The following is a 26,096-nucleotide window of genomic DNA, read 5'->3' as shown; positions in this document are numbered from 1 at the left end:
GGATGGTCCCGTCACTGGTCCTTCAAGATCTCTCCGGCGGCTTCGCGTCGTCGTTCGTACAGGCAGCGAGGTAGTCGGTCCAGCTGTCCTGGGCGAACCTAGCCCACCTGTGGGCGCTGCCTGCGCTGACACCAAAGAGGTCACTGATCACGATGGGAGGCAGGTCGGCAACGGCTTCGAGCATGGCGGTGTTGCGGGCGCTGATGACTTCCAGGCCGTGCTTCCGGAGCTTGTTCACGATCCTCTGCGCCGTGATCGGGCGGTGGGCTGGCACGCCCGGAAGCAAGTAGGTAGGGCGGCCGTCCTGTGACGGCCGGAGCATGGAGCGGACCGTCGGTCGTGCGATCTGTTGCTCGATGAGCAGTGCCAGTTTGGGCGGCAGGAGGACGGGGTTGCGTTCGATGGTGAGGTAGGCGTCGTCCCCAGTGCGTTCGAACCTGTCAGTGGTCAGTTCGACCAGGCGGACGACGGGCAGGGCGTAGAGCCCGATCAAAGCGCCCGCGATGCGAACGTCGAGGGGGAGTTGGTCGTCGTTCAGGCAGCGTTTTAGTTGCTCGTTCAGCGCAGTTTCGGTGATGAACTGGGTTGGGAGACCGGTTCGCTCTGCCGTGAGGGCCATCGTGCTGTTGAGTCGTCGGGCCTTGGCCCATCGGATGAAGGCTCCGATCGACCTTCGGCGTGTGGCATGAGTGGTGAGCCAGAGGTCCAGGTCCTCCTGGCCGGCTGCGGCCAGGTCGAGCTGCTTCTCATCGAGCCAGTTCATGAAGTCGATCGCGGCGCGAATGTCCCTGCGATCGCTGGTGGCGGCGTTGGTGGTGTACCGGCCGCGGGATGACCGGCGTCGTGCGTCGCGGATGATCTGCCACTCTGCGAAGGGACGGATGATCTTCATCTGATGCTGCGGAAGTCGCGCCAGGACATCGGCAGACCACAGTTCCAGACGGGCGAGGTTCTCGTTTCGTTCCGGCAGGACGCCGGTCGCCACCAAGAGCTTCCGGAAGTGATGAGTCGAGTTGTAGTCCTGCGACAGAGCGTCCAGAGACGCGTGGGTGATCTCCGTGTCCCGGGACACGAGCTCGGCGAGGAGCTTCGGGCCGGAGCTGGTCCGAAGCCAGGTCAGCACGGACCGTGGGTGATCGGCCGAGGCGAGCACGTCCGCCAGCGGACGGAGTGGCGGCGGGACGGGGCCGTCCCCTTGCGCGAGGAGTTGGCGCACGCGGTCACCGACCGAGCACCGGGTGCAGAGGCCAGCGTCGTAGATGTCGCCGGGATAACCGCAGCGGCTGCAGCTGTAGGTGATGTCCGTGCCGCAGCAGGGCCCGCAGAGATCACCTCCGTCGTCAGCGCGGCCGATCAGAACCTGGGTGGTCTGGCATCGCGAGCAAGGCGCGGGGTTCCGCCGGCGCCGAATGAAGCAGGTGTCGCAGACCGGGCCGATGGGCCAGTTGGCCCGCACGTCACGCTCGCGGCCGCAGTCGGCGCACTGCGCAAGTGTGCGCGGTCGGCAGCGGTCACAGTGGAGGGCGCCTCCTCGCTCCCTCACGCGGTAGACACGCGCCTGCCGGTCGCAGACGCTGCACACCCCAAGCGGCCCAGTGTTGCAGTTCTGGCAGAGCTCGGGCTGTCCGTCGGCGGCACGGACTGTGATCCGCCGGAGGTTGCCGCAGCCTCCGCAGAGTCGGGGCGGGGGCGCATAGCAGCTGTTGCAGACCGGCCCGTCCTCGGTGTTGGCGTGGGCCGGTCGAAGTTTTCCGCATCGGATGCACTTCCGCTCCGGCCTCGGGGTGCAGGACTGGCACAGTGCTTTGCCGTCCTCGCGCCGGCTCTTCGGCAGCTTGCGCTGCCCGCAGCCCGCGCACTCCTCCCAGGACAGGGGGGAGTCCCTGCTGTAGCAGAGTCTGCAGATCGGCCCCTCCTCGAGTCGGCGGGCGATGAGGCCGTCCTGTCCGCAGCGGGCGCACTTCCGCAGCTCGGTTCGGTACACACACCACATGCAGCAGCGGCCCTGGGGAGTCGGGCGGGGAAGCTCCCGGTCGCTGCGGCCGCACATGGCGCAGGACAACTGGGTGACTGCCTCCCCGAAGCCGTCGGCTTCCAGCTGACGCAGGAGCCGGACCAGTGCGACCGGGCAGTGGGGCGACGGGGCGGTGAGCGCGTCACCGCGTTCGGCGAAGTGCCGGGCCAGCTCGCGTGCGGGTATCGGGCCCCATGCCTTCGCTCGCTCAAGGACGGCCTGGGCCGCCTGCTCGGTCAGCTCCGGAATCCGGCGCCGGACGTGGCCGATGTTGCTGGCCCTGGCCTCCGCGAGGTCCCGCTGATTTCTCTGCTTCTGGTTCACGGCTTCCCGGGGCGGCGAACGACGGCTCGGCGCGGTGTGATCGGGGTCGGGTCGGCTTCGCCGACGACCTTGCGGAGCTGGGTGTTGACGACCTCCGGCTTGATCAGGTCGTTCGGAGTGCACTGCAGGATGTCGCAGAGTGCGACGAGGGTGTCCATGCTCATCCGCTGGGGCGGCTGGGTCACCAGCCGGTAGACCTGTTCGCGCGAGAGGGTGACGCCTCGTTCGGCCAGCAGCGGCACCAGGTCAGAGGTCTGGAACATCTCTTTCTCGGCCATCAACTGCCGCAGCCGCCACTGGTAGCCCATCTTCTTGATCATGTCGTCACGTCCCAGTCGTCGCCCAGCCGGTCCTTGAGAGAAGCCTCCAACAGCTTGTTGCGGTACTCGTTCGAGACCCCCATGTAGATCGCCGTGGTGGACGCGTGCGAGTGTCCGACCTGTTCCTGGACGAACCGGGCCGGATAGCCGAACTCGGTCAGGTGTGTGATGTAGCTGTGGCGCAGGCAGTGGAGGTCGAGGTCCTCGTCGAGGCCGGCGGCCTCGCGGGCGGCGACGAAAGCCTCGTTGATCGACCGGGGCGACAGGCGCCCGCACCGTTCCGTCACCCAGAGCGCGGGGTGGCGTCCGGGCGAGAACTGCGGGCGTATCTCGGTCACCCACTGGTCCAGCACGTCGACGCACCAGTCCATCTCCGGGACGGTGAGCACCGTCCGCCGCTTGGGCGGCGAGCCCTTCTGGGACTTGCCGAAGCGGACCATCGCGCTGCCGTAACCGCGGAACTGCGGGGCCTTCCGGTTGCGCCGCAGGTCGACCAGGTCAAGCTTGGAGGACTCGGTGCGGCGCGTCCCGTAGGCGTAGATCGTCTTGAGCACGGCGGCGTCCCGCAGAGCAGACAGGGCGCCCTTACGGCCCTGGCCACGGATCTTGCCGGGCCGGGCATCGGCGGCGTCGAAGAGAGCCTGGATCTCGTCGTAGTCCAGTGGCCGGCGGCGCGGGTCGCCCTCGTACTCGACGGTGTGCAGGACCGAGTTGCCCTCGTGGAAGACCTGCTGCGGAACCTCGCCGAACCGCTCCGAGCACGCGTGCATCCAGCCGTAGCGGGAATCGAGGAGGTACTCCAGGAACAGGCCGATCGTCACCTCGTAGCTGCGAGCCGTCGACATCTGGATCGGCTTGCTGCCGCTTCGCAGGTGGGCGATGAACGCCTCGCCGTCCGCCGGGGTCCACTGCCAGGGGTACTGACCGGTGAACTCCTCCAGCCTCTCGATCAGACGCAGCCGCGGGTCGATCGTCGAGGACTTCAGGAACCGGGCCGACTGCTGCCTCGCCCAGCCCTCCTTCATCGCGTCGAACACCGCCGGCGCAGGGTCGAGATGGATGACGTTGCGGGCCAGGACAAGGTGCGCTGAACCGGGTGCTTGCGTGCTCACAAGCCTGTTGTATCAAACGCAACAATGATGAATCTATGTGCTAACGTGCAGGTCAGGGCTTGATCCGCTCGGCGGCCCCCTTCGGGGCCCGCCTCGCCGACCAGCGGAAACGGCCTTGTTGCCGCCTCGCAGAGTGTTGCATCTGATGCAATTCATCCCGTTTGAGGGTGGCCAGGGTGTTCAGGTCGTGCCACTCCCATCGCACGAAGCGGTGCGGTTCGGGCAGACCGAGTTCACCGTCCCAGCGGGTGACGCGGACCACGGCGGCGATGCGGCGCATGTCGAGGCGGTCGTCGTGGAGCACGGTGATGACGTGAGCGTCCTCCACGCGTGCCGTCAGCCCGGTCTCCTCCGCCAACTCCCGCACAGCGGCAGCCGACGCGGCTTCGCCCGTCTCGATGCGGCCGCCGTTATGAACAGCTCGCATGTCTCAGCCCCCCTCCTGTCTCATCAACACACAGGTGGAACCCAAGGCTGATCCAGTACAGGCGTGCAGCCAAATGTCTCAGCGACGACCGGAATCCGTTGCTCGTTCGTGACCTTCAACCCCGACCTACGAATGCTTCGTGTTCTCGCGGTGGCATATATGTCCGCCTCCTGAAATCACGCTCCGCGGATCGCGAAGACTTTCTGGATCAATGTAGGAGCGGTCAGGTCGTTGGGCCACGAGGGTCGCCCGACCCCGCTCAGGCAGGCGTTCGCCGAGTAGGGGCGGATCGCGAGACCCTGCACCTGCTCGCCGTCGTCGACCTCATGGACGACACGTACCGGCGCCAGAGGCACAAGCAGCTCACCGTCCAGGAGTCCTGCCGCAACCTCGCCCGGAACATCTGCCACGGCAAGAAGGGCACCATCCACCAGGCGTACTGGGATGGGATGGAGGAGTTGGGCTCGCTGGGGCTCGCTGTAAACGCCGTGGTGCTCTGGACGACGATGTACATCGACGCCGCCGTCGCCAGCTTCGCGCGGAGGGAACCAACATCAGGGACGAGGATGTCGCACGGGTGTCGCCGCCCAACCACAAGAATCTGAACGTCGTTCTGGGCCGCTACAGCTTCACCACCTCGCAGCCGGGCGGCGGGCTGCGGTCGCTGCGCGACCCGGACGCCGTCGGCCTGGACGAGGACGACGAGAAGTAGGGAAGCGAGGCGCCCAACGTCTCCTCCGGCCGTCGGCTCGTGGCGTTGTTCTCGCCAGCCTAACTTGGAGGGTGCTGAGCCCACTTCGTTGTCCAGATACCGCTCTCGGGGCGACCGGGGTATGCGGAGCTGAGGTGGGTGCGGAGCGCGGTGAGGGCAGGGTGCGGGTTGTCGGTGCGCCAGAGCAGTGAGTGCGGGTAGACCGGGATCGGGTTGTGTAGGGGGATGCGCCTCAGGTCATGGCCGGCGGGCCAGACGAGAGGGGTCTGCTCGCTGACGAAGGTCGCCAGCGTCGAGGAGCTCGCGATCGTGTCGAGGAGGGGCTCAATGCCGAAGTCGGGGCCGATCGAGTCGATGGTGAGCCCGAACGCGGTGGCGAGTTCGTCGTAGTAGGCAGCCCACTCGGTTCCGGGGACGTTGCCGGGCATCCAGATCCGACGCCCGGCGAGCTGGGCGGGGGTGACCTTGCGAGCGGCAGCGAACTCGTGGGTTGGTCCGGTGAACAGATGGAGGGGCTCGTCGAAGACCGGGGTGGCCTCGATGCCGTCGGGGAGTTGGTGCCCGGGCATGGTGACGGCGCGGAAGGTCGCGTCGATGGTTCCGGACCGGATGGCGGCGATGGCCGCCGCGGAGTCCAAGAGGGTCACCACATCGAGGTCGACGTCGGGGTGCGCGCGATGGAAGTCACGCAGCAGTCCTGCCAGAGAGAGCTGTCGGCCGATCACGTCGACGCGTAGCGGGCGGGTGCCTGGCCGTACGGAAGCGGCTGCCCGCTCCTCGGCTTGGAGGAGAGTCCGGGCGTGGGGCAGGAACGCCTGGCCGTCGATCGTCAGCCGGGCCCCGCGTGCTGTGCGGTCGAACAGTTGCACGCCGAGGTCCTTCTCCAGCACGGCGATGCGCTTGGAGACGGCCTGCGGGGTGATCGACAGGCTGGTGGCGGCTTCTTGGAACTGTCCCTCGTCTACGGCGGTGACGAAGGTGTGCACGGCAGTGAGGTCCACGCTGACCATCCTAGGCGATCAACCAATGGTTGAGTTATAGGGGTGAAATGGTTGCTTGATTCCCTTGCGCACTGGCCGCTTTGATGTCTCTGGTCAACGTGTGGTGTTGCGGAGCGGTGCGACAGGGGAGCGATTGCCCAGGCAGGTTCGATCCTGCTGGTCGCCCCGTCCACGCGATCACACCGCGACGGACCGAGTAGCCCGCCCATCTGCCGATGTCGGTGCGGTCGGTCGCTGGCAAGGTCACCATCGCGGCTCTGGTCGGGGTGGGGCTTCCTACTCGCCGCGGAGGCAACTCACCCGTGCCGGATCCTTTCGTTCACCTGCACAATCACACCGAATATTCGATGCTGGACGGCGCGCAGAAGCTGAAGCCGATGTTCGGCGAGGTGGCCCGGCAGCAGATGCCTGCGATTGCCATGAGCGATCACGGCAACATGTTTGGCGCCTATGAATTCGCGCAGGTCGCGAAGGGCTTCGAGGGCATCACGCCCATCATCGGTATCGAGGCGTACGTAGCGCCTTCCTCCCGTTTCGGCCGGAAGCAGGAGTTCTGGGGGCCGGGAGGCCGCCGTGCCGTGAGCGATGACGGTGAGGGATCGAAAGACGTCTCGGGTGGCGGCCGTTTCACCCATATGACCATGTGGGCGCGGAACGTCCAGGGCCTGCGGAATCTGTTCTGGCTCAGCACGCAGGCCAGCTATGAGGGACAGTTCCCGGTCGGTAAGCCGCGCATGGACCGCGAGCTGATCGCTGAGCGGCCGCAGGGCATCATCGCCACCACCGGTTGTCCCTCCGGTGAGATCCAGACCCGGCTGCGGCTGAACCAGTACGGCGAGGCGAAGGCCGCCGCTGCGGCTTACCAGGAGGTCTTCGGCCGCGAGAACTACTTCCTGGAACTGATGGACCACGGCCTGGACATCGAACGCAACGTCCGCGACGGCCTGTTGCGGCTGGCCAGGGAGCTGAGCATCCCTCTCCTGGCCACCAACGACGCGCACTACGTCACCGAGGACCAGGCCGACGCCCACGACAGCCTGCTGTGCATCGGTGTCGGCAAGAACAAAGATGACCCGAAGCGCTTCCGCTTCAACGGCTCCGGCTACTACCTCAAGACCGCCGCCGAGATGCGCAGGCTCTTCTCGGATCTTCCCGAAGCCTGCGACAACACCCTGCTGATCGCCGAGCGCATCGAGTCCTATGACGAGGTCTTCGACTACGTCGACGAGATGCCGCAGTTCCCGGACGTTCCCGAGGGTGAAACCCAGGAGTCGTGGCTGCGGAAGGAAGTCCTCGCGGGCCTGGCGATGCGCTACGGGAACCCGGTTCCCCAGCACGTCCTGGACCGCTTCGAGACCGAGATGACGGTCATCGGACCCATGGGCTTCAGCTCCTACTTCCTCGTCGTGGCGGACATTTGCCGCCACGCCCGGGAGAACAAGATCCCCCTCGGCCCGGGCCGAGGCTCTGCCACCGGCTCCATCGTGGCCTACGCCACTCGCATCACCGAACTGTGCCCTCTGGAGCACGGCCTGCTGTTCGAACGGTTCCTCAACCCCGAGCGCATCAACCCTCCGGATGTGGACCTCGACTTCGACGACCGCCAGCGCGACAGAATGGTCCGCTACGTCACCGAGAAGTACGGCGACGAGTACACCGCCATGGTGAACACGTTTGGCAAGATCAAGGCCAAGAACGCGACCAAGGACTCCTCGCGCATCCTGGGCTACCCCTACTCCCACGGTGAGCGGATCACCAAGGCGCTCCCGCCGGACCAGAACGGCAAGTCAGCCCCGCTGGCGGCCGTCTTCGACCCCTCTCACGAGCGGTACGGCGAGGCCGGCGAGCTCCGGCAGATGTATGACAACGAGCCGGACGTGAAGCGGGTCATGGACACGGCGCGCGGGGTGGAGGGCCTGACCCGCGGTACCGGTGTGCACGCCGCTGCGGTGATCCTTTCTAAGACGAAGCTGACCGACCGCATCCCGCTGCACATGCGTGCTTCGGACGGCGTGAAGATCACCGGGTTCGACTACCCGTCGTGCGAGGCGATGGGCTTGATCAAGATGGATTTCCTGGGGCTGAGGAACCTGGGCGTCATCGATCAGGCCATTGAGAACATCCGCGAGAACCGTGGCATCAACCTGGCCACCGTGGACCCCCTGGACGGCGACCCCTCCACCGTGGTGATCCCGTTGGACGACGCCAAGACGTACCAGCTGCTAGCCGAAGGCAATACGTTTGGTGTGTTCCAGCTCGACGGCGGCGGCATGCGGGTCCTGCTGAAACAGATGGAACCCACCCGGTTCGAAGATATCGCTGCGGTTAACGCCCTCTACCGCCCCGGCCCCATGGCGGCGAACGCACACACCAATTACGCGCACCGTAAGACAGGCCGCCAGGAGATCACCCCGATCCACCCCGAGCTGCGCGACGCCCTGGAGCCGATCCTCGGCAACACCTTTCATCTGCTCGTCTACCAGGAGCAGATCATGGCCATCGCCCGGGAACTGGCCGGGTACACCCTCGGCGGCGCCGACCTGCTGCGCCGTGCGATGGGCAAGAAGAAGCCGGAGGTGCTGGCCGCCGAGTGGGACAAGTTCCACGACGGCATGCAGGGCAACGGATTCAGCGAGGAAGCCATCAAGGCGCTGTGGGACGTCATGCTCCCGTTTTCCGGCTATGCGTTCAACAAGTCCCACACCGCCGGCTACGGCCTCGTCTCCTACTGGACCGCGTACTTGAAGGCGAACTACCCGGCCGAATACATGGCCGCCCTGCTCACCTCGGTGGGCGACGACAAGGACAAGGCCGCGATCTACCTGGCCGACGCCCGCAAGAACGGCGTCCGGGTCCTCCAGCCCGACGTGAACGAGTCCGTCGCGGAGTTCACCGCCGTCGGCGACGACGTGCGGTTCGGACTGCGGTCCGTACGCAACGTCGGCGACAATGTCATCGAGGCCATCGTCGGTGCCCGCCGCAGTAAGGGGAAGTTCACTTCCTTCCTCGACTTCCTGGACAAAGCCGACCTGCCCGCACTGAACAAGAGGGCCGTCGAATCCCTGATCAAAGCCGGCACCTTCGACTCCCTGGGACATGCGCGTAAGGGCCTGACCGCCATCCACGAAGACGCCATCGACGCCATCATTCCCGTGAAGAAGGCGGCCAGCTTCGGTCAAGACGACCTCTTCGCCGATCTCAGCGGAGAAGGCAGCGACGGACCGGCCTTCGGCCTGGACTTCCCCATCGACGACGCCGAGTGGCCCCGCCGCCAGCTCCTGGCGACCGAACGCGACATGCTGGGCCTGTACGTCTCCGCCCACCCACTGGACGGCGCCGAGCACATCCTCACCGGAGCCCGGGACTGCTCCATCGCCGAACTTCTCACCTCCGGCCGCACCACCGGAGACATCCAGCTCTCCGGGCTGATCACCGGCATCCAGCTCAAGATGACCAAACAGGGCAACGCGTGGGCCATCGTAAACCTCGCAGACCGTGACGCCAGCATCGAGGTCCTCTTCTTCCCTGCCTCCTACCAGCTCGTGCAACACGCGCTGGCCGAGGACAACGTCATCTCCGTTAGAGGCAAGATCGAAGACCGCGACGGTACGGTGAACATCTTCGGCAGAGAACTGACGATGTTGGACGTGTCCTCGGCCGAGCACGGCGGGAAACCTCCCGTAGGACTTGAACTCCCCGCCCACCGGGTCACGGAGCGGTCCGTGAGCGAACTGAAGAGAATCCTCGCGGCCCACCCGGGCGACAGCCCAGTCCGTCTCAGCGTCCGTGGCACACGGAAAACCACCGTCTACGCCCTGCAAGCCAGGGTGGACGCCACCACCATCGCCTCCGACGTGAAAGGCACCTTCGGAGCTGAAGCATGGGCGGGCATCGCATGATGCCGAGGACCGCCAGGTGGGATGCCATCGAGCTGCGGACATCCAAAACCAGAAGGAACGTCTCCTCGTGCACTTCGCACTGCAAGGCTGACCTGCGATTGCCCCACCACTACAGAGAACCCGGGGGATGTCGCCGGGTCCTCTGACTGTGCAAGATCAATCTCACCGATACTGACTGTTCTGTTGGTCTTACCGACGCCAATTGCATTGGATGCGAATACGCGACACCCGTCCTTGATGCGGCCCAGGAGTACAGGGAAGCGGCCCACCGGGGACAGGGCCCTGACCCCGGGTTTTGGACACCGGAGAGACTTGGATCGTGATGGTCCAGGAGAACGGAGTCCCTGTGGGGATGAAGCACTACCCCGCCGAGTTCAAGGCGGATGCGGTCGCGTTGTACCGGTCGCGTCCGGGAGCGACGATCAAGTCGGTCGCCATCGACCTCGGAGTGAATACCGAGACGCTGCGGAACTGGATCCGGGCCGCCGACGGACGCAGGTCCGGCGCTCACTCCACACCTGCGGTGGCGCCGCGGCCTGGTGATGACGCGGTTCAGGCGGAGCTCGCTGCCGCGAGGAAGAGGATCCGCGAGCTGGAGGAGGAACGCGACATCCTCCGCAAGGCAGCCCGGTATTTCGCAGGGGAGACGCGCTGGTGAACCGCTGCCAGTTCGTTGAGGACCACCAGCGCCGGTTCGGCGTCAAGCGGCTCTGCGACATCCTGGGCATCGCCCGCTCGAGCTTCTACTACTGGCGCCGCACCGCACCGGCCCGCGCCGCCCGCAAGGCCGCCGATGAGCGGCTCGCGGCCCGGATACGCAGGGTCCACAAGGACTCCGACGGCACCTACGGCGCCCCGAGGGTCACCGCCGAGCTCCGCGACGACGGCGGCCAGGCAGTCAACCACAAGCGCGTCGCCAGGATCATGCGGACCATCGGGATCGAAGGAGTACGTCTGCGGCGCCGGCACCGCACCACCATTGCGGACCCGGCCGCGGCGAAGGCCCCGGACCTGATCGGTCGCGACTTCACCGCGACCGAGGTGAACACGAAGTACGTCGGCGATATCACCTATCTGAGCGTCGGAGGCGGGAAGTTCTGCTACCTCGCGACCGTCATCGATCTCTGTTCACGGCGTTTGGCCGGGTGGGCGATCGCCGATCACATGCGCACCGAACTCGTCACCGACGCCCTCGCCGCCGCGATCCGGACCCGCGGAAGCCTGGCCGGAGCGGTGATGCACACCGATCATGGATCGCAATATACGAGTCGGATATTCGCAGAGGCCTGCAGGTCAGCAGGGGTACGGCAGAGTATGAGCGCGGTCGGGTCCAGTGCGGACAACGCCGCCGCGGAGAGCTTCAACGCGTCCTTCAAAAGGGAGACACTGAGGGGCCGGAAAGGCTGGTCGAACGAGCGTGAGGCCCGACTCGACGCCTTCCGCTGGCTGTCCCGCTACAACACCCGACGCCGGCATTCCCGGCTCGGCCAGCGATCACCGATCGCTTACGAGAACACCTTCCACTCAACATCAACTACCCTGACCCGAGCCGCATAGACGTGTTCAAGATCCGGGGTCAAGGCCCAGGGCCGGACCGCCGGCGAGAGCGTGAACCTGCCGAAGAGGGCGGTGCGGCTGCTGGAACAGTGGCTTGCACACTCTGCACTGCTGCGAAGCCACGCCGGTCCCGAGACTGCCCGTCAGTTGTGGCTGGGCGTCACCCGGCCCGGAACCGCGGGGACCTTCAGCGGTGCGATCCACCGCAACACCGTCAAAGCGTGGACCCTGCAGCGTGGCCTGACCGGCGATGACGGCAAGGTGTTGAAGATCCACCGGGGAAGAATCCGTACGACGCATCTGGCGATGCGCGACCGGCGGGCCTGGAACGGCCAAGGACGGGCGACCATCGACCCCAACCACAGCCCGCAGGTCGAGGGCGACCACTACCTGACCGCGACGACGCCGTCCCAGCAGCGGGCAGTGCACGCACTCGTTGAGGACGCCCAGCATGACCTGCTGCGAAGAGCCCACCCTCCGACCGTGGTCACGAACGAGGACGCCGCCGCCCTGGCCCGGGACTACCCGCAGCTGATCAACGCGCTCCAGCTCGACAACACGGTGATCGCCGAGCTGGTCGGCGGGGAACGCGATGTATTCACGGCGGCCTGCGCTGATCAGCTGTCCGGGCTGCACGGGCCGAAGGGCAAACCGTGCCCGGCCCGGCCATGGGTGTGTCTGCTCTGCCCACTGGCGGTTTTCGCGCCTCGCCATGTCCCCAATCTCCTGAGGCTGAAGGCGTTCTTCTCCCGGCAGTGGCAGCAGATGCCCGCTGCCCACTTCATGGCCGTGTTCGGCCCGTACTCCCAGCGGATCGGTCACGTCCTGGACCGGTTCGACCCGGCGGTGGTGGCGGATGCCGCCACAGCAGTCGGTGACCATGACGACGAGCTGTCACTGCGGCCCGAGGAGACGACACGATGACCATCCTGCATGCACTTACCAGCCCCACTGCGGCCGCCAGCTCGGTCTTCGCTGGCGTCGATGTCTGCCGCGAAGCCAGTCTCCCGCTGCCCGAGGGAGTACGGCGCCCCGCCTTCGAAGACGATCTGTGGGACCTGGCCGAGGTCGTCGGCCTCCCGATCTCGCTGGCACCTCAGCACCGGCGCTTCAACTTCGCTGCCATCAGCAATCCCCGCTGGCGGCTGGTCGCGAAGGAGCTGGTCATGGCCCTCCTCGCTCCCCATCATGAGGCGGTGGCCTCCCTGGCGCGGGCCTACCGGACTCCGCTGCACGTCAGCACCAGTCACGGTCGTCTCGCCGAACTCATCCGTTTCATGAAGTGGCTCCCCACACACGGTGTGACCAACCTCGAAGACCTGAACAGCAACGACTGCGACGCCTACCTGGCCCATCGCCGCTACGAGCGGGACGAGGACGACATCGTCGCCGGTGAGCGGGGCTCAAGCACCCGGCGGCTCGCCGCGCTGATTGTCACTGACCTGCTCAACTACCGGGAACTCTTCGCCGCCGATCGCGTCCCGGCGGACCTGCGGCCCTGGAGCGGGGCCGCACCCTCGGCGATCGCCGAGGACAACAGCGGTGTCGGGCAGAACAAGACCCCGCCGGTCTCCGACGCAGTGCTTCAGCCGATGCTGGCCGCCCCTACGCTCACCTCCGCGTCGAGTTCGAGCGACGCCTACAGGCCCTGCAGCAGGCCGGCGAGATCCCCGACCCGCGGGAAGCCCAGATCGCCCGCCTCAAAACGGAGGTCACGAAGCTCAAGGAACGGCTCGTCCAGTCGGAGAGCACCGTCGATGAACTCTCCGACTTCCGCATCCAGGCCCTGGCCCGGCTCGCCGCCCAGCATGAGGAGATCGTCCGGCTTCGCGCTGCTGCCGACGGAGCGAGTCGCGTCGCCCGGCTTCCCTCCGCGAGGACGGCTGTCATCGGGTCGTGCAGTTGATTGCGGGTCTGTGGTCGCGGCGTCAGCCCAGCGTGAGCCATCGAATGCCGAGCCGTTCGACCTGCGCGGTCTCCGCCGCGTCGAGCGGCTCGCGCCCGGTGACCTTGCGCAGGAACTTGGGCTGGTCCCAGTCGAGTTCGAGCGTCGCGGTCATCCGGTCCGGGCCGAGCAGCAGTTCCAGCACGGCATCTGCGGCCTGCGGGGTCAGCCACGGCTCGCGCCCCAGCGCTTCGGCCAGGTCCAGGCCATGGACGGCGACCTCGACCACCCGGGTGACCAGGAACTGTGACAGGAGCATCGCATCCTCGTGACGAGTACGCACGACGCGGTCCTCGGGCTCGGCGCGGCACAGCCGGTCCACCCGCTGCCAGGTCGCGGCGAAGTCGTCGGCGAGCGCGGCACCGCTGGCCTGCCTGGCCACGTGGTCTTGGGCCAAGGCAATGCGGGCCGTGTTCGTCTGCGGGGCGAAACGGTCGTCGGGCCGGTAGTACTCCACCGCGGACACCTCAGCCTTGTCCGGCGGCGGAGCATCCAGCATGCCCGGCAACCATGCGATCACCACTCGGACATGCCCCAACAGCTCTCGCACGGACCATGGTTCACACCGTGTCGGAAGATCCCACTCCGCCTCCGACAGACCTGCAACCGCCCGAGAGACCTCCCCGGCTTCGAGGCGAAACGCTTCCAGCACCCGGCCCTGATCCATGGTGATCAAGCTACCAACGGCTTCCACCCAGCAAACCAAGGAGTGATCTGCATCACTGCGAGACGATGGAAACGCAACACCGCCGACCATGAGCGTCGCGAACCCGCTCCCGAAGGGAGCACCTACTCAATGGCAACACGGACACCACCGCGCACGGCTTCTGCGGACACAAGCCGCACCCTTGCATGGCACATCGCCCGCCGACCTGGCGGGCTCGTCGCGCTCGCGATCCAGTACGGCCACATGCGCACCGTCCTCGACGCCCGTACGTCCAGCGGCTACGGCAGCCGCAGCCGCCGCGGCATCCACAGCGTCCTCGACGTCGAGACCGCCCTGGCCGCTGCCGACACCGCGGCGCGGCTGCGGGACCGCCTCGCCGCCGGCGAGAAGATTTCCGGGCCCGCCGCCCGACGAGCCCTCACCGCAGCGGTCCAGGGACCACGCTTCGAAGGCCGTACCATCACCCAGAAGTTCGCCAAACAGGCCGCCGACTACCTGGCACGCGACGGCCTGGTTCTCTTCGACAACCCAGACGCTTTCCTGATCTGCGTCTTCAAGCGCGATAACGCGCTCTGCGAACCAGGCCCCAACGCAACCGCACCGAACCAGTTCGACTGCCGCCCCGGCTGCGGGAACGCCGTCCGCCTCGACAGGCACGCGAACGAACTACTGGAAGAAGCCGACCGCATCAACCAACTCGCGGCCCACGCCCCTCAGCCGCTAGCCAGGCGCCTTCGCGCCACCGCTGAGCGGCACCGCGCCACTACCGACACTCACCACGCCACCGCTCAGCCCGCCGAGGACCTGACATGACCGAGCAATCCACCGACGAGCGCGCACGCATCCGCGCAGCCATCGACCGGCTCCTCACCGGCCGGCCCACAGCCTCCAACGGCGCGCTGACCATCGTTGCTCTCGCTGCCGAGGCCGGTGTCCACCGCATGGCCCTTCAGAAACGCCATGTCGACCTGAAGCACGAGTTCTACGAGCGCGTCCGCGCCGAGACGAAGCAACTCCCCGAATCGGAGAAGCGGCTCCGCGAGACCGTGTCCGACCTCAAAGAGTCTGTTGCCGCGCAGAAGGCCGAAATCATGGCACTCCGGCACCAAGTCACCCAGCTTGCGCTCGCGAACGCCGTACTCACCCGCGGGGCCGGCATCCGGAGAATCGCCCGGAAGAGGCCCTGGACAATGTCGTCCGTCTCGACCGCGTTCATCCTGCTTCTGACTGATCCCCTGGGGCAGGCAAGACGGCTTGAGTCTCCCGTAGGGGGAGACATAAAGGTGGGGACATGGACGGCACCACGCTCTACTCGATCGGCGAGCTCGCTCGGCGGACCGGTCTCACGGTCAAGACCATTCGGTTCTACTCCGATCGCGGAATCGTGAAGCCGACGGAACGCAACCCGGCCGGCTACCGCCTCTACGACACCAACGCCCTCGCACGCCTGGCCTTCGTGCGGACCCTGCGTGAGCTGGGACTGGACCTTCCCACGATCCGCAAGGTCGTGGACCGGGAGCTCTCGCTTCCCGAAGTCGCCGCGGCGCACGCCGACGCACTGGCCGTGCAGATCGGCGTCCTGCGTCTGCGGCGCGCGGTGCTGACGGCAGTGGCCGAGCGCGGGTCTACCCCTGAGGAGACAGAACTCATGCACCAGCTGGCACAGCTCTCCGAGGATGAACGCCGACGTCTGATCGGAGATTTCCTCGATGCTGTTTTTGGTGGTCTCGACACCGCCCCCGCATTCGCGGGGGTTATACGTTCGATGACCCCCGAACTCCCTGATAACCCCGAGGCCGAGCAAGTTCAGGCGTGGGTGGAGCTGGCCGAGCTGTCCCTGGATCCGGACTTCCGTGCCGGACTGCGCCGGATCGCAGAGGACCAGGTCGCCGAACAGGCCCACGACGGCGTTCCGGGGCCTCGCCGTGACGCGGTGGCAGTCATTCGCGACCAGGTCGGCCCGGCCCTGGCCGTCGGCATCGCCCCCGCCTCGCCCGAGGCCGATCCGATCGTCGCGGCGTTCACGGCGCACTACGCCCATATCCTCGGCCTCCCCGACAACGCCGAACTTCGCCACCGGCTGTCGACTCGGCTGGAGAGCGTGAACGACCCTCGCAGGGAGCGGTATCTCCGGCTCCTCGCGGTCGTCAACGGCTGGCCGGCCCCGGAGAGTCTGGCGCCCGCGTTCGACTGGTCCGTCGAGGCCCTGCGCGTCCGGGCACAGCGATGACTGGCCGGCCACAAGGCGGCATGGCCCAGCCATGGTCGGCGTCGGGCGAGCACACCGCCGCACGTGATCGGCCAGTGCATACCCCCGTCGTCCTTCAGACAGCCGCGACAACGACCTCTCCCGCTCTCATTCTTCGCCCCTGGTGCATGGAGGACGTTGCCGCATTGGTCGAGGTGTTCCGGGATCCCGTACTGCGCCACTGGACGAGCCACGTCGTGGAGAACGAAGCCGACGGGGCACGGTGGGTATGGGCCCAACAGCGAGGATGGGCAGCCGGGAACCGCTTTGGCTTCGCGGTCTGCGAGACACAACCCAGCTCTGTTCGCGAACAGTTGGTGGGTAATGTGGTCCTCAAGGAGGTCACCTCCGGCAAACCAGCGGCCGAGGTGGGCTACTGGACCGCGGCGCACGCGCGCGGAAGGGGAGTGGCCCCCCGCGCTCTGGAGACACTCACTAGCTGGGCCTTCGGCACCTTCGAAGCCGACGGGCTGGAGCGTCTGGAACTCCTCCACCAAGTCGGCAACCTGGCATCGTGTCAGGTTGCGCGAAAGAGTCGGTACGACTTTGACAGTGTCCTGCCAGCGGCGCCTCCTTCTTTCCCCCACGAAGGCCACCTGCACACACGGCACACGAGCGCCTGAGATCCCCCACTCTGCTGCTTCGGCGAATCAGAGGAGGACGCCCACGCCGTGCGGAGCCTCGAGGCGCACGACGAGATGACTGTGTTCGAAGCGAGCTCCGATGCCGCCCAGGACAACGAGGCGGGACACAGTCACAATCCTCCCGCGGGAGCAATGCTCGGATGCCTGCGGATCTTGCCCTCGGGTCGAAGTTCAACCGGTGCACCAGACCCGATCACGAATGGACTGTTACGGAGTTGCCCGCGACTACCGTCATCCGTCCGCCCCTTCAAGGCACCTGCTACTGACACCCAAAGTCTGAACACAAGAACTTGACTGGGAACACCACTCGGTGCCGTAGTTGATCAAGCCTGCGGCGGACAGCGCGCGGCCCAACGTGGCCCGGTTCGTGCGGGCCCGGTCGCTGAGGCCGGGGGCGTCGGTGTAGCAGGCGCCGTCGGACTCCCCCGGGGAGGCGTTGACGCGCGTGCCCATGTCCAGCTCGCGGCCGAGGTGGTCGATCAGCGCCACGTCGACGGCCGCGCCGGCGGAGTGCGGTGAGATCTCCGGAGGCGAGACGAAGCGGCTGGCGGCCTCCCGGAGCTCGGCGGCCTGCCAGTCCGGATGGGCGCGGGCCAGCTCGTCGGAGTACTCCTCGAAGTACCGCCGCTGCAGGGCCGGCGGCCGGAAGCCCTCGACGAACAGCAACCGCACGCCGGTGGGCAGCAGCGACTGCGCGTGCAGCAGCCGGGGGTGGTCAGCGACCAGGTGATGTCGCGGGAGTGTCTGCTCGATACCCCACTGCCCGGTGGCACGGCTTGCGCCGGGGGAACCGCGGCCCTGGGCGGGCTCGTGTCCTAGTACGGGTGGAAGAGAAACCGGGCGAGGTTTGCGGGGGGAATCATGCAGATTATCGAGGTGACCGGTTATGCCGTTCGATCTGCTGTGATCACCATGAGGCGGACAGGAACGCCACTTGAGTTTGTGATCTTCCCGATGCTGCATGTGGCTTCGCCGACGTTCTACTCCCAGGTCCGCATCAGGCTCAGGGAATGCGACCTCATTGTCATCGAGGGAATCCGAGGGAAGTCGGTCGGAGTGAGTGCCCTCACGCTCGCTTACCGGTTCACCCCACGCCGGCGGCGCAACGGCCTGCAGGAGCAGCGCGAGGAGCTGCTGCTCCCCGAGGACGTGCCGGTTATCAACCCTGATGTGACCGCGGCGGAGGCGATCGCGGACCTGAAGACGCTGCCGCGGTGGACGTACCTGCTGCTCATGGTCGCGGCTCCCGTGATGGGCCTGGTGTTCGCGCTGCGCGGTCCGCGCGCCTTCCTCGATGAGGACCTGGTAGTTGAGGATCTGCCGTCGACGCTGCGGGCGGAGCTGATGGCCGACGATCCTGTGGAGCACGCGATGACCGGTCGGCGCGATCAGCAGTTGCTCGACGCGCTCGGCGAAATCCACGCGGAGCGCGGCGACGAGCCGATCCGGGTGGCCATCGTCTACGGGGCCGGCCACGTCCCGGCGATCGTGTCGGGGCTGGGGGATCGTTACGGGTACCGGCCACGCGAAGCGGAATGGCTCACCGTCCTTATCCCGGCGTAGACCGCCTGGCGAATCCGGTTGGGTGCAGATCTTGTGGGTGCCTCGTTGGGTGATTCGGAGGGCGCTGCCACAGCAACGCTGGAAGCGCCTGTCGGGCGGGCAGGGCGCGCACGGGGAACGGATCTACGACTGGGGCCCGCGTTGCGATCCGCCCCTGCTGGGAAGAGGGATTCGGGCACTGGGTCCTGGCCCGCCGCAGTGTCAGCGACCCTACCGAGATCGCTTACTACGTCTGCTACGGACCGGCCACCTCCCGACTGAAAGACCTGGTCAGGGTGGCCGCCGCGAGGCACTGTCACGTTGACTGACCGGGTGGGATGATCTTCTGGTTGGGCATTAAGCCTTCTGAGCGCTCGGATGAATCGGCATCTTGAAGATGGCGATGCTGGGACGACCCGCCGTCTGTGAGGGAGGCGGGCCGTGGGGTGGGGGCGGCCACCCAAGGCTGACAGAGAGGGGAGCGCTCTGCCCTGTGAGCGAGGCCGGTTGCCGTGTCGCTAGCCTGTGTGAGTGACGCCTACCGATGATCGACAGTTCCCCGCCGCGCTCGCCGCTGCGATGGCCGTACCGTTTGACTACGCGGGCGGCGACGGGGTCGACTTCGAGCCTTTCGGGGCTTTCCTGTCCGCTGAGGAGACCACCGACTGGTTCCGGGCATGGACCGGCAACGGTGAACTGGACGGCGTCGGCTTCCGCGTCTTCGGCCAGGATGGCGCGGGCGGGTATGCGGCGTTCTGGCTGATCCGCCCGAGTCGGCCACTGGCCGATCAACCCGTTGTTTTCCTCGGGTCCGAGGGGGAGACGGGCGTTGTGGCGCGTGATCTGGGCGACTTTCTGTGGCTGCTGGCAGGCGGCTTCGGCCCCTGGGAGGCGGCCACCTCCTATGGGCCTGACTGGATCCCGCGCCCCAACCGCGATCTGACGGCCATCGCTGAACAGTTCGCACCGGGCCGGCATCGGTCCGCCGCTACCGTGATCGACCTGGCCGCCCAGGAGTTCCCCGAATTCGATGACACCATCATGGAGCTCTGCCGCTGAGTGCCTGGGCACTCACCTTCGCCGCATAATGCTCTACCGGCCGGTAGAGCAGTAGCCCCGTGCCCGGTAGCGGCGGCCGGCTGTTTCAGTGGCCGAATTCGGAGCTGCTGTTCCCCGGCGCCGGCTTCAGTCCCAGATCTGCGGGCCCGATGAGCGTCGGCCTGGAGGTGCTGATGCCGGACGGGCCGCCGCGCAGAACCCGCACCGTGTCGTCGGCCCCGCTCGCGTACCACGTGCCGACCGCCAGTTCGGCCGCGCCGTCGCCGTTCAGGTCCTGGATCGCCAGTATGGGCCGCATCGGGAGGCCGGACAGGCTCTTCGCGTTCTTGCCGGTCAGGCCCGTCGGTCCGCCGCGCAGCACCACGGTCACCATCTTGTTGCCCTTGGCCGGGGCGCTGAAGGCGACGTCGGCGTAACCGTCGCCGTTCACGTCACCCGTCGTCGGTGCGTAACCGAAGTCGCATTGGGAGGAGACCGGTTTGCCCGGCAGCCCGGGTGTCTTCTCGTTGATCGTCGTGGGCTTCAGGCTGGTGCTCTGTCCGCTCTTTCCGCCATACGCGACCATCAGCCGGCTGCCGCCCTCGGGCGTGGCTACGTCGCCGATGATTTCGCAGGTGAGGCTGACGATCACATCGGCGAAGCCGTCCTTGTTCACGTCGGACGTGAGGGTGGTCGAGCCGTACATGTCCTTGCCGCGCGCGTCCTTGAGGCGCGGACCCTTCTTCAGTACGCCGTTGGCCGCTCCGCGGTACACAACGGTGGCGCGGGGGGTCGGCATCTCGTCCGCGAACACGTGCGACCAGGTGACCACCAGATCGTCCGTGCCGTCGCCGTTCACGTCGCCGACCCCGGTGGGCCGGGGGGTGTAGTACGACGGCTTGTCTGGGGTGAGGTCGAGCGTCTTCGTACGGGCGGGCTTGCCCGTCCGGGTGAACGGGCCGAACCGGACCATCGCCTTGGAGTCCGTGCTCCTGCTCGTGACGAGGTCGGCGTGGCCGTCGCCGTCGAAGTCGCCGGCGACCGGCCTGGCGCCGGTCAGCCTGGCCGCTCCGGAGAGCTTCTTCTTTCCGCCCCAGACCACGAAGACCGTATTGCTGCCGGCCTGCGTGATGAGGTCGCTGTGGCCGTCGCCGTCGAGGTCGGCCGAGATGGCACCGCTGCCGAAGCGGCCGCCGGTGCCCGCCTTGCCGAGGTCGAGGCTGTCCTGGGTGATCACCTGGTGGCGCTGGGTGTCGGGTCCGGCCGTCGAGCCGTGCACCACGGCCGCGTAGCCGGCGGCGTACTTGCCGTTGACCGTGGCCGAGGTATCGGTGATGACGAGATCCTCTTTCCCGTCGCCGTCGAAGTCGGCGTGGGCCCCGGCGGTGTCGGGGTCGGCCGCAGGCCGCTTCGTGGTTGTGGGGGGCTGCGTCACGCTCGGTGAGACGGTGGAGTCGGGTACGACCCCGGGGGCCCCGCAGGCGGCTGCCGCGGTCAGGGCCAGGGTGGTGACAAGTCGTTTCCGCACGTGGAGTTGGACCGGGGCCGCCCCCGAATGGTTGTGCGGGCGGTCAGGCGGACCGTACGGTGGTGCCCACGCCGGTACGGGGCACAGCCGCCCTGCCGCCCTGCCGCCCTGCCGCCCTGCCGTCCGGCCGTTCCGGGACCGGCACGGGCCACGGACCCTCGGCGCCCAGGTCCGCCGTCACCCGCTTCCGCAGCCGGCGGTCCCGCCGCCACTGCCTGCCGCGCTCCCGGCCTCAGCTGTTCACCGCAGCCCCCGCACACCCGCTCCCGGACACCACGCCGGCGTAGGGCCCGAGGCCACCCGTCAATGCAGTTTAGGAACAGGAACTGATCTTGTTTTTTAACTTTGGGCCGCTGCAGAGTGCCTGCCGGTGGGTGGAATTGAGGTGCATGCTGGCATGCGTACTGGTCAGACTCGCAGGCATGACTGAGAAGATCACTCGTATCAACCCCGAGCAGTTGCATCAGACGCCTGGCTACCACCATGTCACCGTGGTTGAGGCCGGCCGCACGGCCCATCTTGCGGGGCAGTGTCCGCTTGATGGAAATGGTGCCCTTGTCGGAGCCGGCTCCTTTGAGACACAGGTCGACCAGGTTGTGGCGAACGCGTCCGTTGCTCTCGCAGCCGTGAGCGCTCAGCCGCAACATGTAGTGCGGTCAGTGATCTACGTGCGGAGCGACGACAGGGACGTCCTGGGGGCTGTGTGGGATCGGCTCATCGACTCTGCCATCGGCCCGGCGTTCACCACCGCCAGCACGTTGCTGGGCGTCACCCAGTTGGGCTTTTCCGGACAACTCGTCGAGGTGGATCTCACCGTGGCGCTGCCTGACTGAGTCTGCTCGCCGACAGGTCTCCAACGACGTCTCGAACTGGGAAGCAATGCTGGGTATTCGTCGTACGTGGGGGCGGCCTTCGTCTGATCCTGTGCTCCGACCAAGGTGCACGTGACCACGACGAAGGCCGTGAGGGTGAGTCTGCTGTCTGATGCTGTCCGGAGGGAAGCGTTCGCTGGAAGTGACCGTTAGCGGCGGGTGTGTTCGATGTTTCCGTCGCTGCGGCGTGGTGTCGTTGCCCAGGATGGTAGCCAGACTGTCTCGGGGAGCGGTGCCAGGCTTCGGAAGTGGTTGATGATTGCCTGGAGTCCTGGGTGTGGGTTCGCTCGGGGGAAGATGAGCGAGAGCGGGTATGCGAGCGTCGGATTCACGATCGGGATGCGGCGTAGGTCGTGGTTCGTCGGCCAGATGTACCGGTCTCGCGAGCCTACGAGGGTTGCCACGTCTGCGGAGTCCGCAAGGATGTCGAGGAGTACCTCATTGCCGAAGTTCGGGCCCGCGGCGTCAATGCGGAGGTCGAACTCGGTGGCGAGCTGATCGTAGAACTCTGCCCATTCGCTTCGCGGCGCGATGCCCGGCACCCAGATCCGGTGCCGGCGCAGCTGGGATGGTGTCAGTGTTCGTGCGGAGGCGAGCGGGTGCCTCGGGCCGACGAGGAGTTCCAGCGGGGAGTCGAACGCGTGGATCATTTGCACGTCGCGCGGCAGTGTGGCCGGATCGGTGACCGAGCGGAACGAGGCGTCGATATCGCCTGTTTGGACGGCGGTGACCGCCACGCGCGGGTCGTTGACCCTGAGGGTCACCACGTCGAGGTCGGTTTCGGGATGCGACCGCCAATAGTCGTGCAGGACGACGGCCTGCGCGGATCGCAAGCCGAGAACGTCGATCCGAAGGGCCCGCGAGCCCGGTCTGATCGCGGTGATGGCGCGATCGACATCCGTGATGATGTTCCGGGCGTGCGCGAGGAAAACTTGGCCGTCAAGTGTCAGCTCGACCCCTCGGGCGGTGCGGGTGAACAACCGGACGTCGAGTTCGCGCTCGAGGGTTGCGATCCGCTTCGACACGGCCTGTTGCGTTACGCCGAGCTCGTCGGCCGCGTGTTGCAGCTGTCCGAGCTCGGCCGCGCGGACGAACGATCGCACCGCCTCCGTATCCATTGATCCAGCATAAATGTGCACAACTGATGGTTGTGGCTCGCCCGGGAGTCGGTTGTTTGATGCCGTGACGGTGCGGCCGGAGTGATTCGGAGACCCGAACATCGTTGATCCGCACGAGCACGATCACATCAGCCTCCGACAGCCGGCGGCAGCGCCCACCGTGGCGCAGCTGTGGCGGACGCGGCAGCATGCGCGGGCGGGTCCGTTCGTTATGGCGGGTCCGTATTACGTCTCCGGTCGCTCTACCTCGGACACGGTGAAGAGACCGCCGTCCGGGTCGCGAATGACGTACGCGGTCTTCGGGGAACCGGCGTGCGCGGAGGCGACCGGTGAGAACTCGCCCCCGGCGGCGTTCGCCGCCGCCGCGGTCCGCTCGATGTCCGGGACGTGGAAGTCCACGATCCAACGGGGCCGGATCTTCGGGTCCGGGGCGGATTCGTCGCCCCCGCCGCGCAGGGTGACGACCGTACGCCCGGCGACCTGGACGAAGACATGGTCCTGCGCGTAGTCGACCATGCAGCCGCCGGGCGGTCTGGCCCAGCCGAAGACCGCTGTGTAGAAGACGGCGGCCTCGAAGGCGTCACGCGTCTGCAGATCCAGCCGGGCGGGAGCGCCGCCGTACCCGACCGACCAGGCCAGGGCGGGGCCCTGCCAGAAACCGAAGACGGCCCCGTCGCGGTCGGTGGCGAGCGCTGCTCGCCCCTCGCCCAGGTCCAGCGGCCCGTTCTCGAGGGTCGCGCCACGCTCCTTGACCCGGTCCGCCGTCTCATCGGCGTGCTTCACGGCGAAGTACGGCGTCCAGACCGTGGGCGGGCCGCTGCAGGGGCAGCGCGATCCGACCCCGGCAACGGGTTTGCCGTTCGCCGTGGCCACCGAGAAATCGCTGCCGAGGTCGCTGTCACGGAAGTCCCAGTCCATGACCGACGCGTAGAAGGTCTGTGCGGCAGGCAGATCGTGTGTCATCAGGTTCACCCAGCACGGTGCGCCGGTCACCGGCGTGATCCGTTCGAAGGCCGACATTCGATGCTCCTTCCGGTCGACGCGCCGTCCGCGCGGTGGGCGCCGGGGCGTTTCCGGCGACCGGTGGCGCCTTCGGACGACCAGGGCGTACCGGTCACCACCGGCCTCTCAGCCGGACACGGGGCGACCGAAGAGGACGTCGTATCCGGGGGGAAGCTGCAACAGGACGCGGTGCAGGAGATCCTCGTCGCAGGCGTCGGCCACCACGCTGAGAACGGCGCTGGTGTCCCAGGCGGCGGTCTGCTCGGTGGCGCCCTCGACCCACGCGGCGGTGGCGCGTAGGAACCGTTCGGGGGTGAGTGGTTCGGCGGCCTGCAGCGGGTTGAGCAGGATCAGCGCGAACGTTTCGGGGAGCCGGGCGGCCAGCTCGCTCCGCTCCTTGCCGACCAGATGTGCCCCGAGCAGCGCCAGGACTACGCGAGCGGCCCGTTCCGCTTCCTGGGGCGTGGGATAGGCGCCCCGTTCCTGGACCGTTTCGAGGAACGCCTGCCATCGCATGTGCGTCAACGCAGGTCCCTTCCCGTGGACCACGGGCGGAGTGCGGGGCGAGGAAGGGGGAAGGGGCGTGTACCCCGCCCTCCGCGGTCCATCGATCCAACGTGTCAGGCGGTGATCCGCTTGTCGGAGCCGGTACTCCGGATCGGTCGTGATCCGGGCCCCGGGCGGGCCGGCCTCCCGGGTGAGCCGATCGGGTTCGCGGAGGGGCCGGTGCGCATCAGCATCACGGATCACCTTCAGGGCAAGTCCGGACAATCTCGTCATACCCCCAACTCGGTTGTAGCATGTCATCCAAAGGATGACAAGTGTGATGTCATGCGAACGATGACACGCATGCGTCCGGGAGGGCTGGTCCGTGACCGAAGTCGACGCGCATGCCTCAGCCGAGATCCCCGGCACCGCCGGTGTTCCGGCCTCGCTCCTCGCTGCTGTCACCGCGCTCGGCACGATCGACGCCGTCCTGCGGCAGGCCTGCACGCCCGACGGCCCGGAACCCGCAGCCGTCGCGCCCGAGCGCGCGGACGCGCTGGACGCACTCCTGCTGCTCCGGGACGTACGCCGGCGGCTCGCGGTATGGGAGCCGTCGCTCATCGAGGTCGCCCGCGACGCCGGAGCCAGCTGGGCCGAGATCGCCCAGCCGCTCGGCGTCACGAGCCGGCAGGCCGCCGAACGCCGCTATCTGCGGCTGCGTACCGGCCCGCTGGGCACCACCGGCGAACAACGGGTACAGGCCACCCGCGACCGCCGCGCCGCCAACCGCACGGTCGCCGCCTGGGCGCGGGACAACGCGGCGGACCTGCGTCGGCTCGCCGGCCGGATCACCTCCCTCGCCGGCCTTCCCGAGCGGGCCGCCGCAGCCGTCGACGAGCTGAACGACGCCCTCGGCGGCGACGACCCCGCCCGTCTCATCGGGCCGCTCGCCAACGCGCGCTTCCACCTGGAGGACCATCGCGACCTCGCCGACCGCGTCGACCGCCTCGTCGAGCAGGTCGACAACCTGCGCAGGCACACCGCCAGCCAGCGGCGCGGAGTGACCATGCCCCCGGAGCGGCAGAATCCGGGGACCGCGCGACGGTGAGTCCACGGGTCCGGCGTACGCGGCCACGCGGCAGCCAGGCGCCCGGCCGGTCCGTCACAGGAAAGGACGGGCGGTACTTCTGCGTTACGCCGTGCCCCCGGCCGCCTCGTCGAAGCGTTTCAGTACCAGCCGCGCCACGTCCGGGTGCGCGCCGAGCGGCGCTGAGGTGAGGCAGCCGCCGGCTCGCCCCGCGCGAGGGGCGAAGTGGCCCGGGGCCATCAGGAAGCGGGCCACCGCCACCCGGCGGTGGCCCGCCACGCGCAGGGACTCCACCGCGTCGGCCGGAGTCGGCGTACTCGCACAGAGGTAGGCGGGTACGACCGGGTGCCCGAGCCGCTGCCGGAGCAGGCCGGTCATCAGCACGGTGTCCGCACCGGCCGCCGGATCGGTGGACCCGGCGGCCGTGAGCACGACGGCATCCGACCCGGACCGTGTCCGCGACCACCCCGCCTCGGCGAGCTTGTCGCCGAGAGCGGCGGCGAGCAGCGGGTCCGGGCCGAGCGCCGGCCGTGCACCGCGACGTGCGAGGCGG

The 26,096-nt window shown here is 67.5% G+C and carries 23 protein-coding genes and 3 pseudogenes; 13 read left to right on the top strand and 13 right to left on the bottom strand.

Features of this window, described 5'->3' with window-relative positions:
- Window positions 1–22: 22 nt before the first annotated feature.
- The 4 genes from OH735_RS02120 to OH735_RS02105 form a co-directional block, all read right to left on the bottom strand.
- The gene (locus OH735_RS02120) at window positions 23–2,338 is read right to left on the bottom strand and encodes an XRE family transcriptional regulator (protein WP_406378933.1); all 2,316 of its coding nucleotides are present in this window, start codon (window positions 2,336–2,338) and stop codon (window positions 23–25) included.
- Complete coding sequence (locus tag OH735_RS02115; protein ID WP_406378932.1) at window positions 2,335–2,658, bottom strand: helix-turn-helix domain-containing protein; 324 nt, start codon at window positions 2,656–2,658, stop codon at window positions 2,335–2,337. Before OH735_RS02115 ends, OH735_RS02120 begins: the two co-directional genes overlap by 4 nt.
- Window positions 2,655–3,683 carry a tyrosine-type recombinase/integrase gene (locus tag OH735_RS02110; protein ID WP_406386371.1) on the bottom strand — a complete coding sequence of 343 codons (1,029 nt, stop codon included), beginning with the start codon at window positions 3,681–3,683 and terminating at the stop codon, window positions 2,655–2,657. The genes OH735_RS02115 and OH735_RS02110 overlap by 4 nt, the downstream gene beginning before the upstream one ends.
- 139 nt (window positions 3,684–3,822) lie before the next feature.
- On the bottom strand, window positions 3,823–4,197 hold the full coding sequence (locus OH735_RS02105; RefSeq protein WP_406378930.1) for an NUDIX domain-containing protein: 375 nt from the start codon (window positions 4,195–4,197) through the stop codon (window positions 3,823–3,825).
- A gap of 234 nt (window positions 4,198–4,431) precedes the next feature.
- Between OH735_RS02105 and OH735_RS02100 the strand changes: the two are divergent.
- Window positions 4,432–4,909: pseudogene (locus OH735_RS02100) on the top strand (Tn3 family transposase); the annotation flags it as partial.
- A gap of 59 nt (window positions 4,910–4,968) precedes the next feature.
- Here OH735_RS02100 and OH735_RS02095 read toward each other — a convergent pair.
- Window positions 4,969–5,910 (bottom strand): LysR family transcriptional regulator, encoded by a 942-nt coding sequence (locus tag OH735_RS02095; RefSeq protein ID WP_406378928.1) that lies wholly within the window; start codon window positions 5,908–5,910, stop codon window positions 4,969–4,971.
- 302 nt (window positions 5,911–6,212) lie between these two features.
- Between OH735_RS02095 and dnaE the strand changes: the two genes are divergently transcribed.
- From dnaE to OH735_RS02080, 3 genes are all read left to right on the top strand, one after another.
- Window positions 6,213–9,809, top strand: coding sequence for a DNA polymerase III subunit alpha (gene dnaE, locus OH735_RS02090; RefSeq protein WP_406378926.1), 3,597 nt, complete (start codon window positions 6,213–6,215; stop codon window positions 9,807–9,809).
- A gap of 346 nt (window positions 9,810–10,155) precedes the next feature.
- Window positions 10,156–11,366, top strand: a protein-coding gene (locus OH735_RS02085; protein ID WP_406378924.1) for an IS3 family transposase whose coding sequence is annotated in 2 segments (ribosomal slippage) — window positions 10,156–10,453 and window positions 10,453–11,366 — 1,212 coding nt in all. Because the reading frame shifts where the segments join, the coding sequence is not laid out codon by codon here.
- 51 nt (window positions 11,367–11,417) lie between these two features.
- A complete protein-coding gene (locus OH735_RS02080; RefSeq protein ID WP_406378923.1) occupies window positions 11,418–12,290 on the top strand; it encodes a hypothetical protein in 873 nt (290 codons plus the stop codon).
- A gap of 715 nt (window positions 12,291–13,005) precedes the next feature.
- Here the strand turns inward: OH735_RS02080 and OH735_RS02075 are convergent.
- Both OH735_RS02075 and OH735_RS02070 read right to left on the bottom strand, forming a co-directional pair.
- Entirely contained in the window at window positions 13,006–13,176 is a 171-nt protein-coding gene (locus OH735_RS02075) for a hypothetical protein (RefSeq protein ID WP_406378921.1), read from the bottom strand.
- Between the two features lie 118 nt (window positions 13,177–13,294).
- Entirely contained in the window at window positions 13,295–13,978 is a 684-nt protein-coding gene (locus OH735_RS02070) for a maleylpyruvate isomerase N-terminal domain-containing protein (RefSeq protein ID WP_406386370.1), read from the bottom strand.
- A 129-nt stretch (window positions 13,979–14,107) separates the two neighbouring features.
- Here OH735_RS02070 and OH735_RS02065 point away from each other — a divergent pair, with 129 nt between their 5' ends.
- The 4 genes from OH735_RS02065 (at window position 14,108) to OH735_RS02050 (ending at window position 16,849) form a co-directional block, all read left to right on the top strand.
- The gene (locus OH735_RS02065) at window positions 14,108–14,791 is read left to right on the top strand and encodes a hypothetical protein (RefSeq protein ID WP_406378919.1); all 684 of its coding nucleotides are present in this window, start codon (window positions 14,108–14,110) and stop codon (window positions 14,789–14,791) included.
- Complete coding sequence (locus OH735_RS02060; RefSeq protein WP_406378918.1) at window positions 14,788–15,366, top strand: hypothetical protein; 579 nt, start codon at window positions 14,788–14,790, stop codon at window positions 15,364–15,366. The genes OH735_RS02065 and OH735_RS02060 overlap by 4 nt, the downstream gene beginning before the upstream one ends.
- Window positions 15,270–16,208, top strand: coding sequence for a MerR family transcriptional regulator (locus OH735_RS02055; protein WP_406378916.1), 939 nt, complete (start codon window positions 15,270–15,272; stop codon window positions 16,206–16,208). The genes OH735_RS02060 and OH735_RS02055 overlap by 97 nt, the downstream gene beginning before the upstream one ends.
- A gap of 74 nt (window positions 16,209–16,282) precedes the next feature.
- Window positions 16,283–16,849, top strand: coding sequence for a GNAT family N-acetyltransferase (locus tag OH735_RS02050; RefSeq protein WP_406386369.1), 567 nt, complete (start codon window positions 16,283–16,285; stop codon window positions 16,847–16,849).
- 324 nt (window positions 16,850–17,173) lie between these two features.
- On the opposite strand, the pseudogene OH735_RS02045 reads toward OH735_RS02050, so the two are convergent.
- A pseudogene (locus OH735_RS02045) lies at window positions 17,174–17,578 on the bottom strand (M15 family metallopeptidase); the annotation flags it as partial.
- A 153-nt stretch (window positions 17,579–17,731) separates the two neighbouring features.
- On the opposite strand from OH735_RS02045, the gene OH735_RS02040 reads away from it, so the two are divergent.
- The 3 genes and pseudogenes from OH735_RS02040 to OH735_RS02030 all read left to right on the top strand — a co-directional run bounded on the left by OH735_RS02040 (window position 17,732) and on the right by OH735_RS02030 (window position 19,471).
- Window positions 17,732–18,433: a hypothetical protein gene (locus OH735_RS02040; protein WP_406386940.1), complete on the top strand. Its 702-nt coding sequence runs from the start codon at window positions 17,732–17,734 to the stop codon at window positions 18,431–18,433.
- A gap of 64 nt (window positions 18,434–18,497) precedes the next feature.
- A pseudogene (locus OH735_RS02035) lies at window positions 18,498–18,723 on the top strand (IS701 family transposase); the annotation flags it as partial.
- Between the two features lie 220 nt (window positions 18,724–18,943).
- The gene (locus OH735_RS02030) at window positions 18,944–19,471 is read left to right on the top strand and encodes an SMI1/KNR4 family protein (protein WP_406378915.1); all 528 of its coding nucleotides are present in this window, start codon (window positions 18,944–18,946) and stop codon (window positions 19,469–19,471) included.
- 85 nt (window positions 19,472–19,556) lie between these two features.
- Here the strand turns inward: OH735_RS02030 and OH735_RS02025 are convergent, their stop codons facing one another.
- Window positions 19,557–20,885, bottom strand: coding sequence for an FG-GAP and VCBS repeat-containing protein (locus OH735_RS02025; RefSeq protein WP_406378913.1), 1,329 nt, complete (start codon window positions 20,883–20,885; stop codon window positions 19,557–19,559).
- A 515-nt stretch (window positions 20,886–21,400) separates the two neighbouring features.
- Between OH735_RS02025 and OH735_RS02020 the strand changes: the two genes are divergently transcribed.
- A complete protein-coding gene (locus OH735_RS02020) occupies window positions 21,401–21,811 on the top strand; it encodes a RidA family protein (protein ID WP_406378911.1) in 411 nt (136 codons plus the stop codon).
- A 188-nt stretch (window positions 21,812–21,999) separates the two neighbouring features.
- Here OH735_RS02020 and OH735_RS02015 read toward each other — a convergent pair whose 3' ends face one another.
- The 3 genes from OH735_RS02015 to OH735_RS02005 all read right to left on the bottom strand — a co-directional run bounded on the left by OH735_RS02015 (window position 22,000) and on the right by OH735_RS02005 (window position 24,486).
- Entirely contained in the window at window positions 22,000–22,968 is a 969-nt protein-coding gene (locus OH735_RS02015; RefSeq protein WP_406378909.1) for a LysR family transcriptional regulator, read from the bottom strand.
- Window positions 22,969–23,193: 225 nt separating this feature from the next.
- On the bottom strand, window positions 23,194–23,988 hold the full coding sequence (locus tag OH735_RS02010) for a VOC family protein (RefSeq protein ID WP_406378907.1): 795 nt from the start codon (window positions 23,986–23,988) through the stop codon (window positions 23,194–23,196).
- Window positions 23,989–24,096: 108 nt separating this feature from the next.
- A complete protein-coding gene (locus OH735_RS02005; RefSeq protein ID WP_406386367.1) occupies window positions 24,097–24,486 on the bottom strand; it encodes a DUF2267 domain-containing protein in 390 nt (129 codons plus the stop codon).
- Window positions 24,487–24,841: 355 nt separating this feature from the next.
- Between OH735_RS02005 and OH735_RS02000 the strand changes: the two genes are divergently transcribed.
- Window positions 24,842–25,564 carry a hypothetical protein gene (locus OH735_RS02000; protein ID WP_406378905.1) on the top strand — a complete coding sequence of 241 codons (723 nt, stop codon included), beginning with the start codon at window positions 24,842–24,844 and terminating at the stop codon, window positions 25,562–25,564.
- Between the two features lie 84 nt (window positions 25,565–25,648).
- Here the strand turns inward: OH735_RS02000 and OH735_RS01995 are convergent, their stop codons facing one another.
- Window positions 25,649–25,975 carry a CbiX/SirB N-terminal domain-containing protein gene (locus OH735_RS01995; protein ID WP_406378903.1) on the bottom strand — a complete coding sequence of 109 codons (327 nt, stop codon included), beginning with the start codon at window positions 25,973–25,975 and terminating at the stop codon, window positions 25,649–25,651.
- Window positions 25,976–26,096 lie beyond the last annotated feature (121 nt).

Origin of the sequence: Streptomyces sp. NBC_01618 (assembly GCF_045209435.1) — a bacterium.
GTDB lineage: Bacteria > Actinomycetota > Actinomycetes > Streptomycetales > Streptomycetaceae > Streptomyces.
The sequence above is the reverse complement of the archived record's forward strand: the minus strand, read 5'-3'. Positions and strand labels throughout refer to the sequence as shown.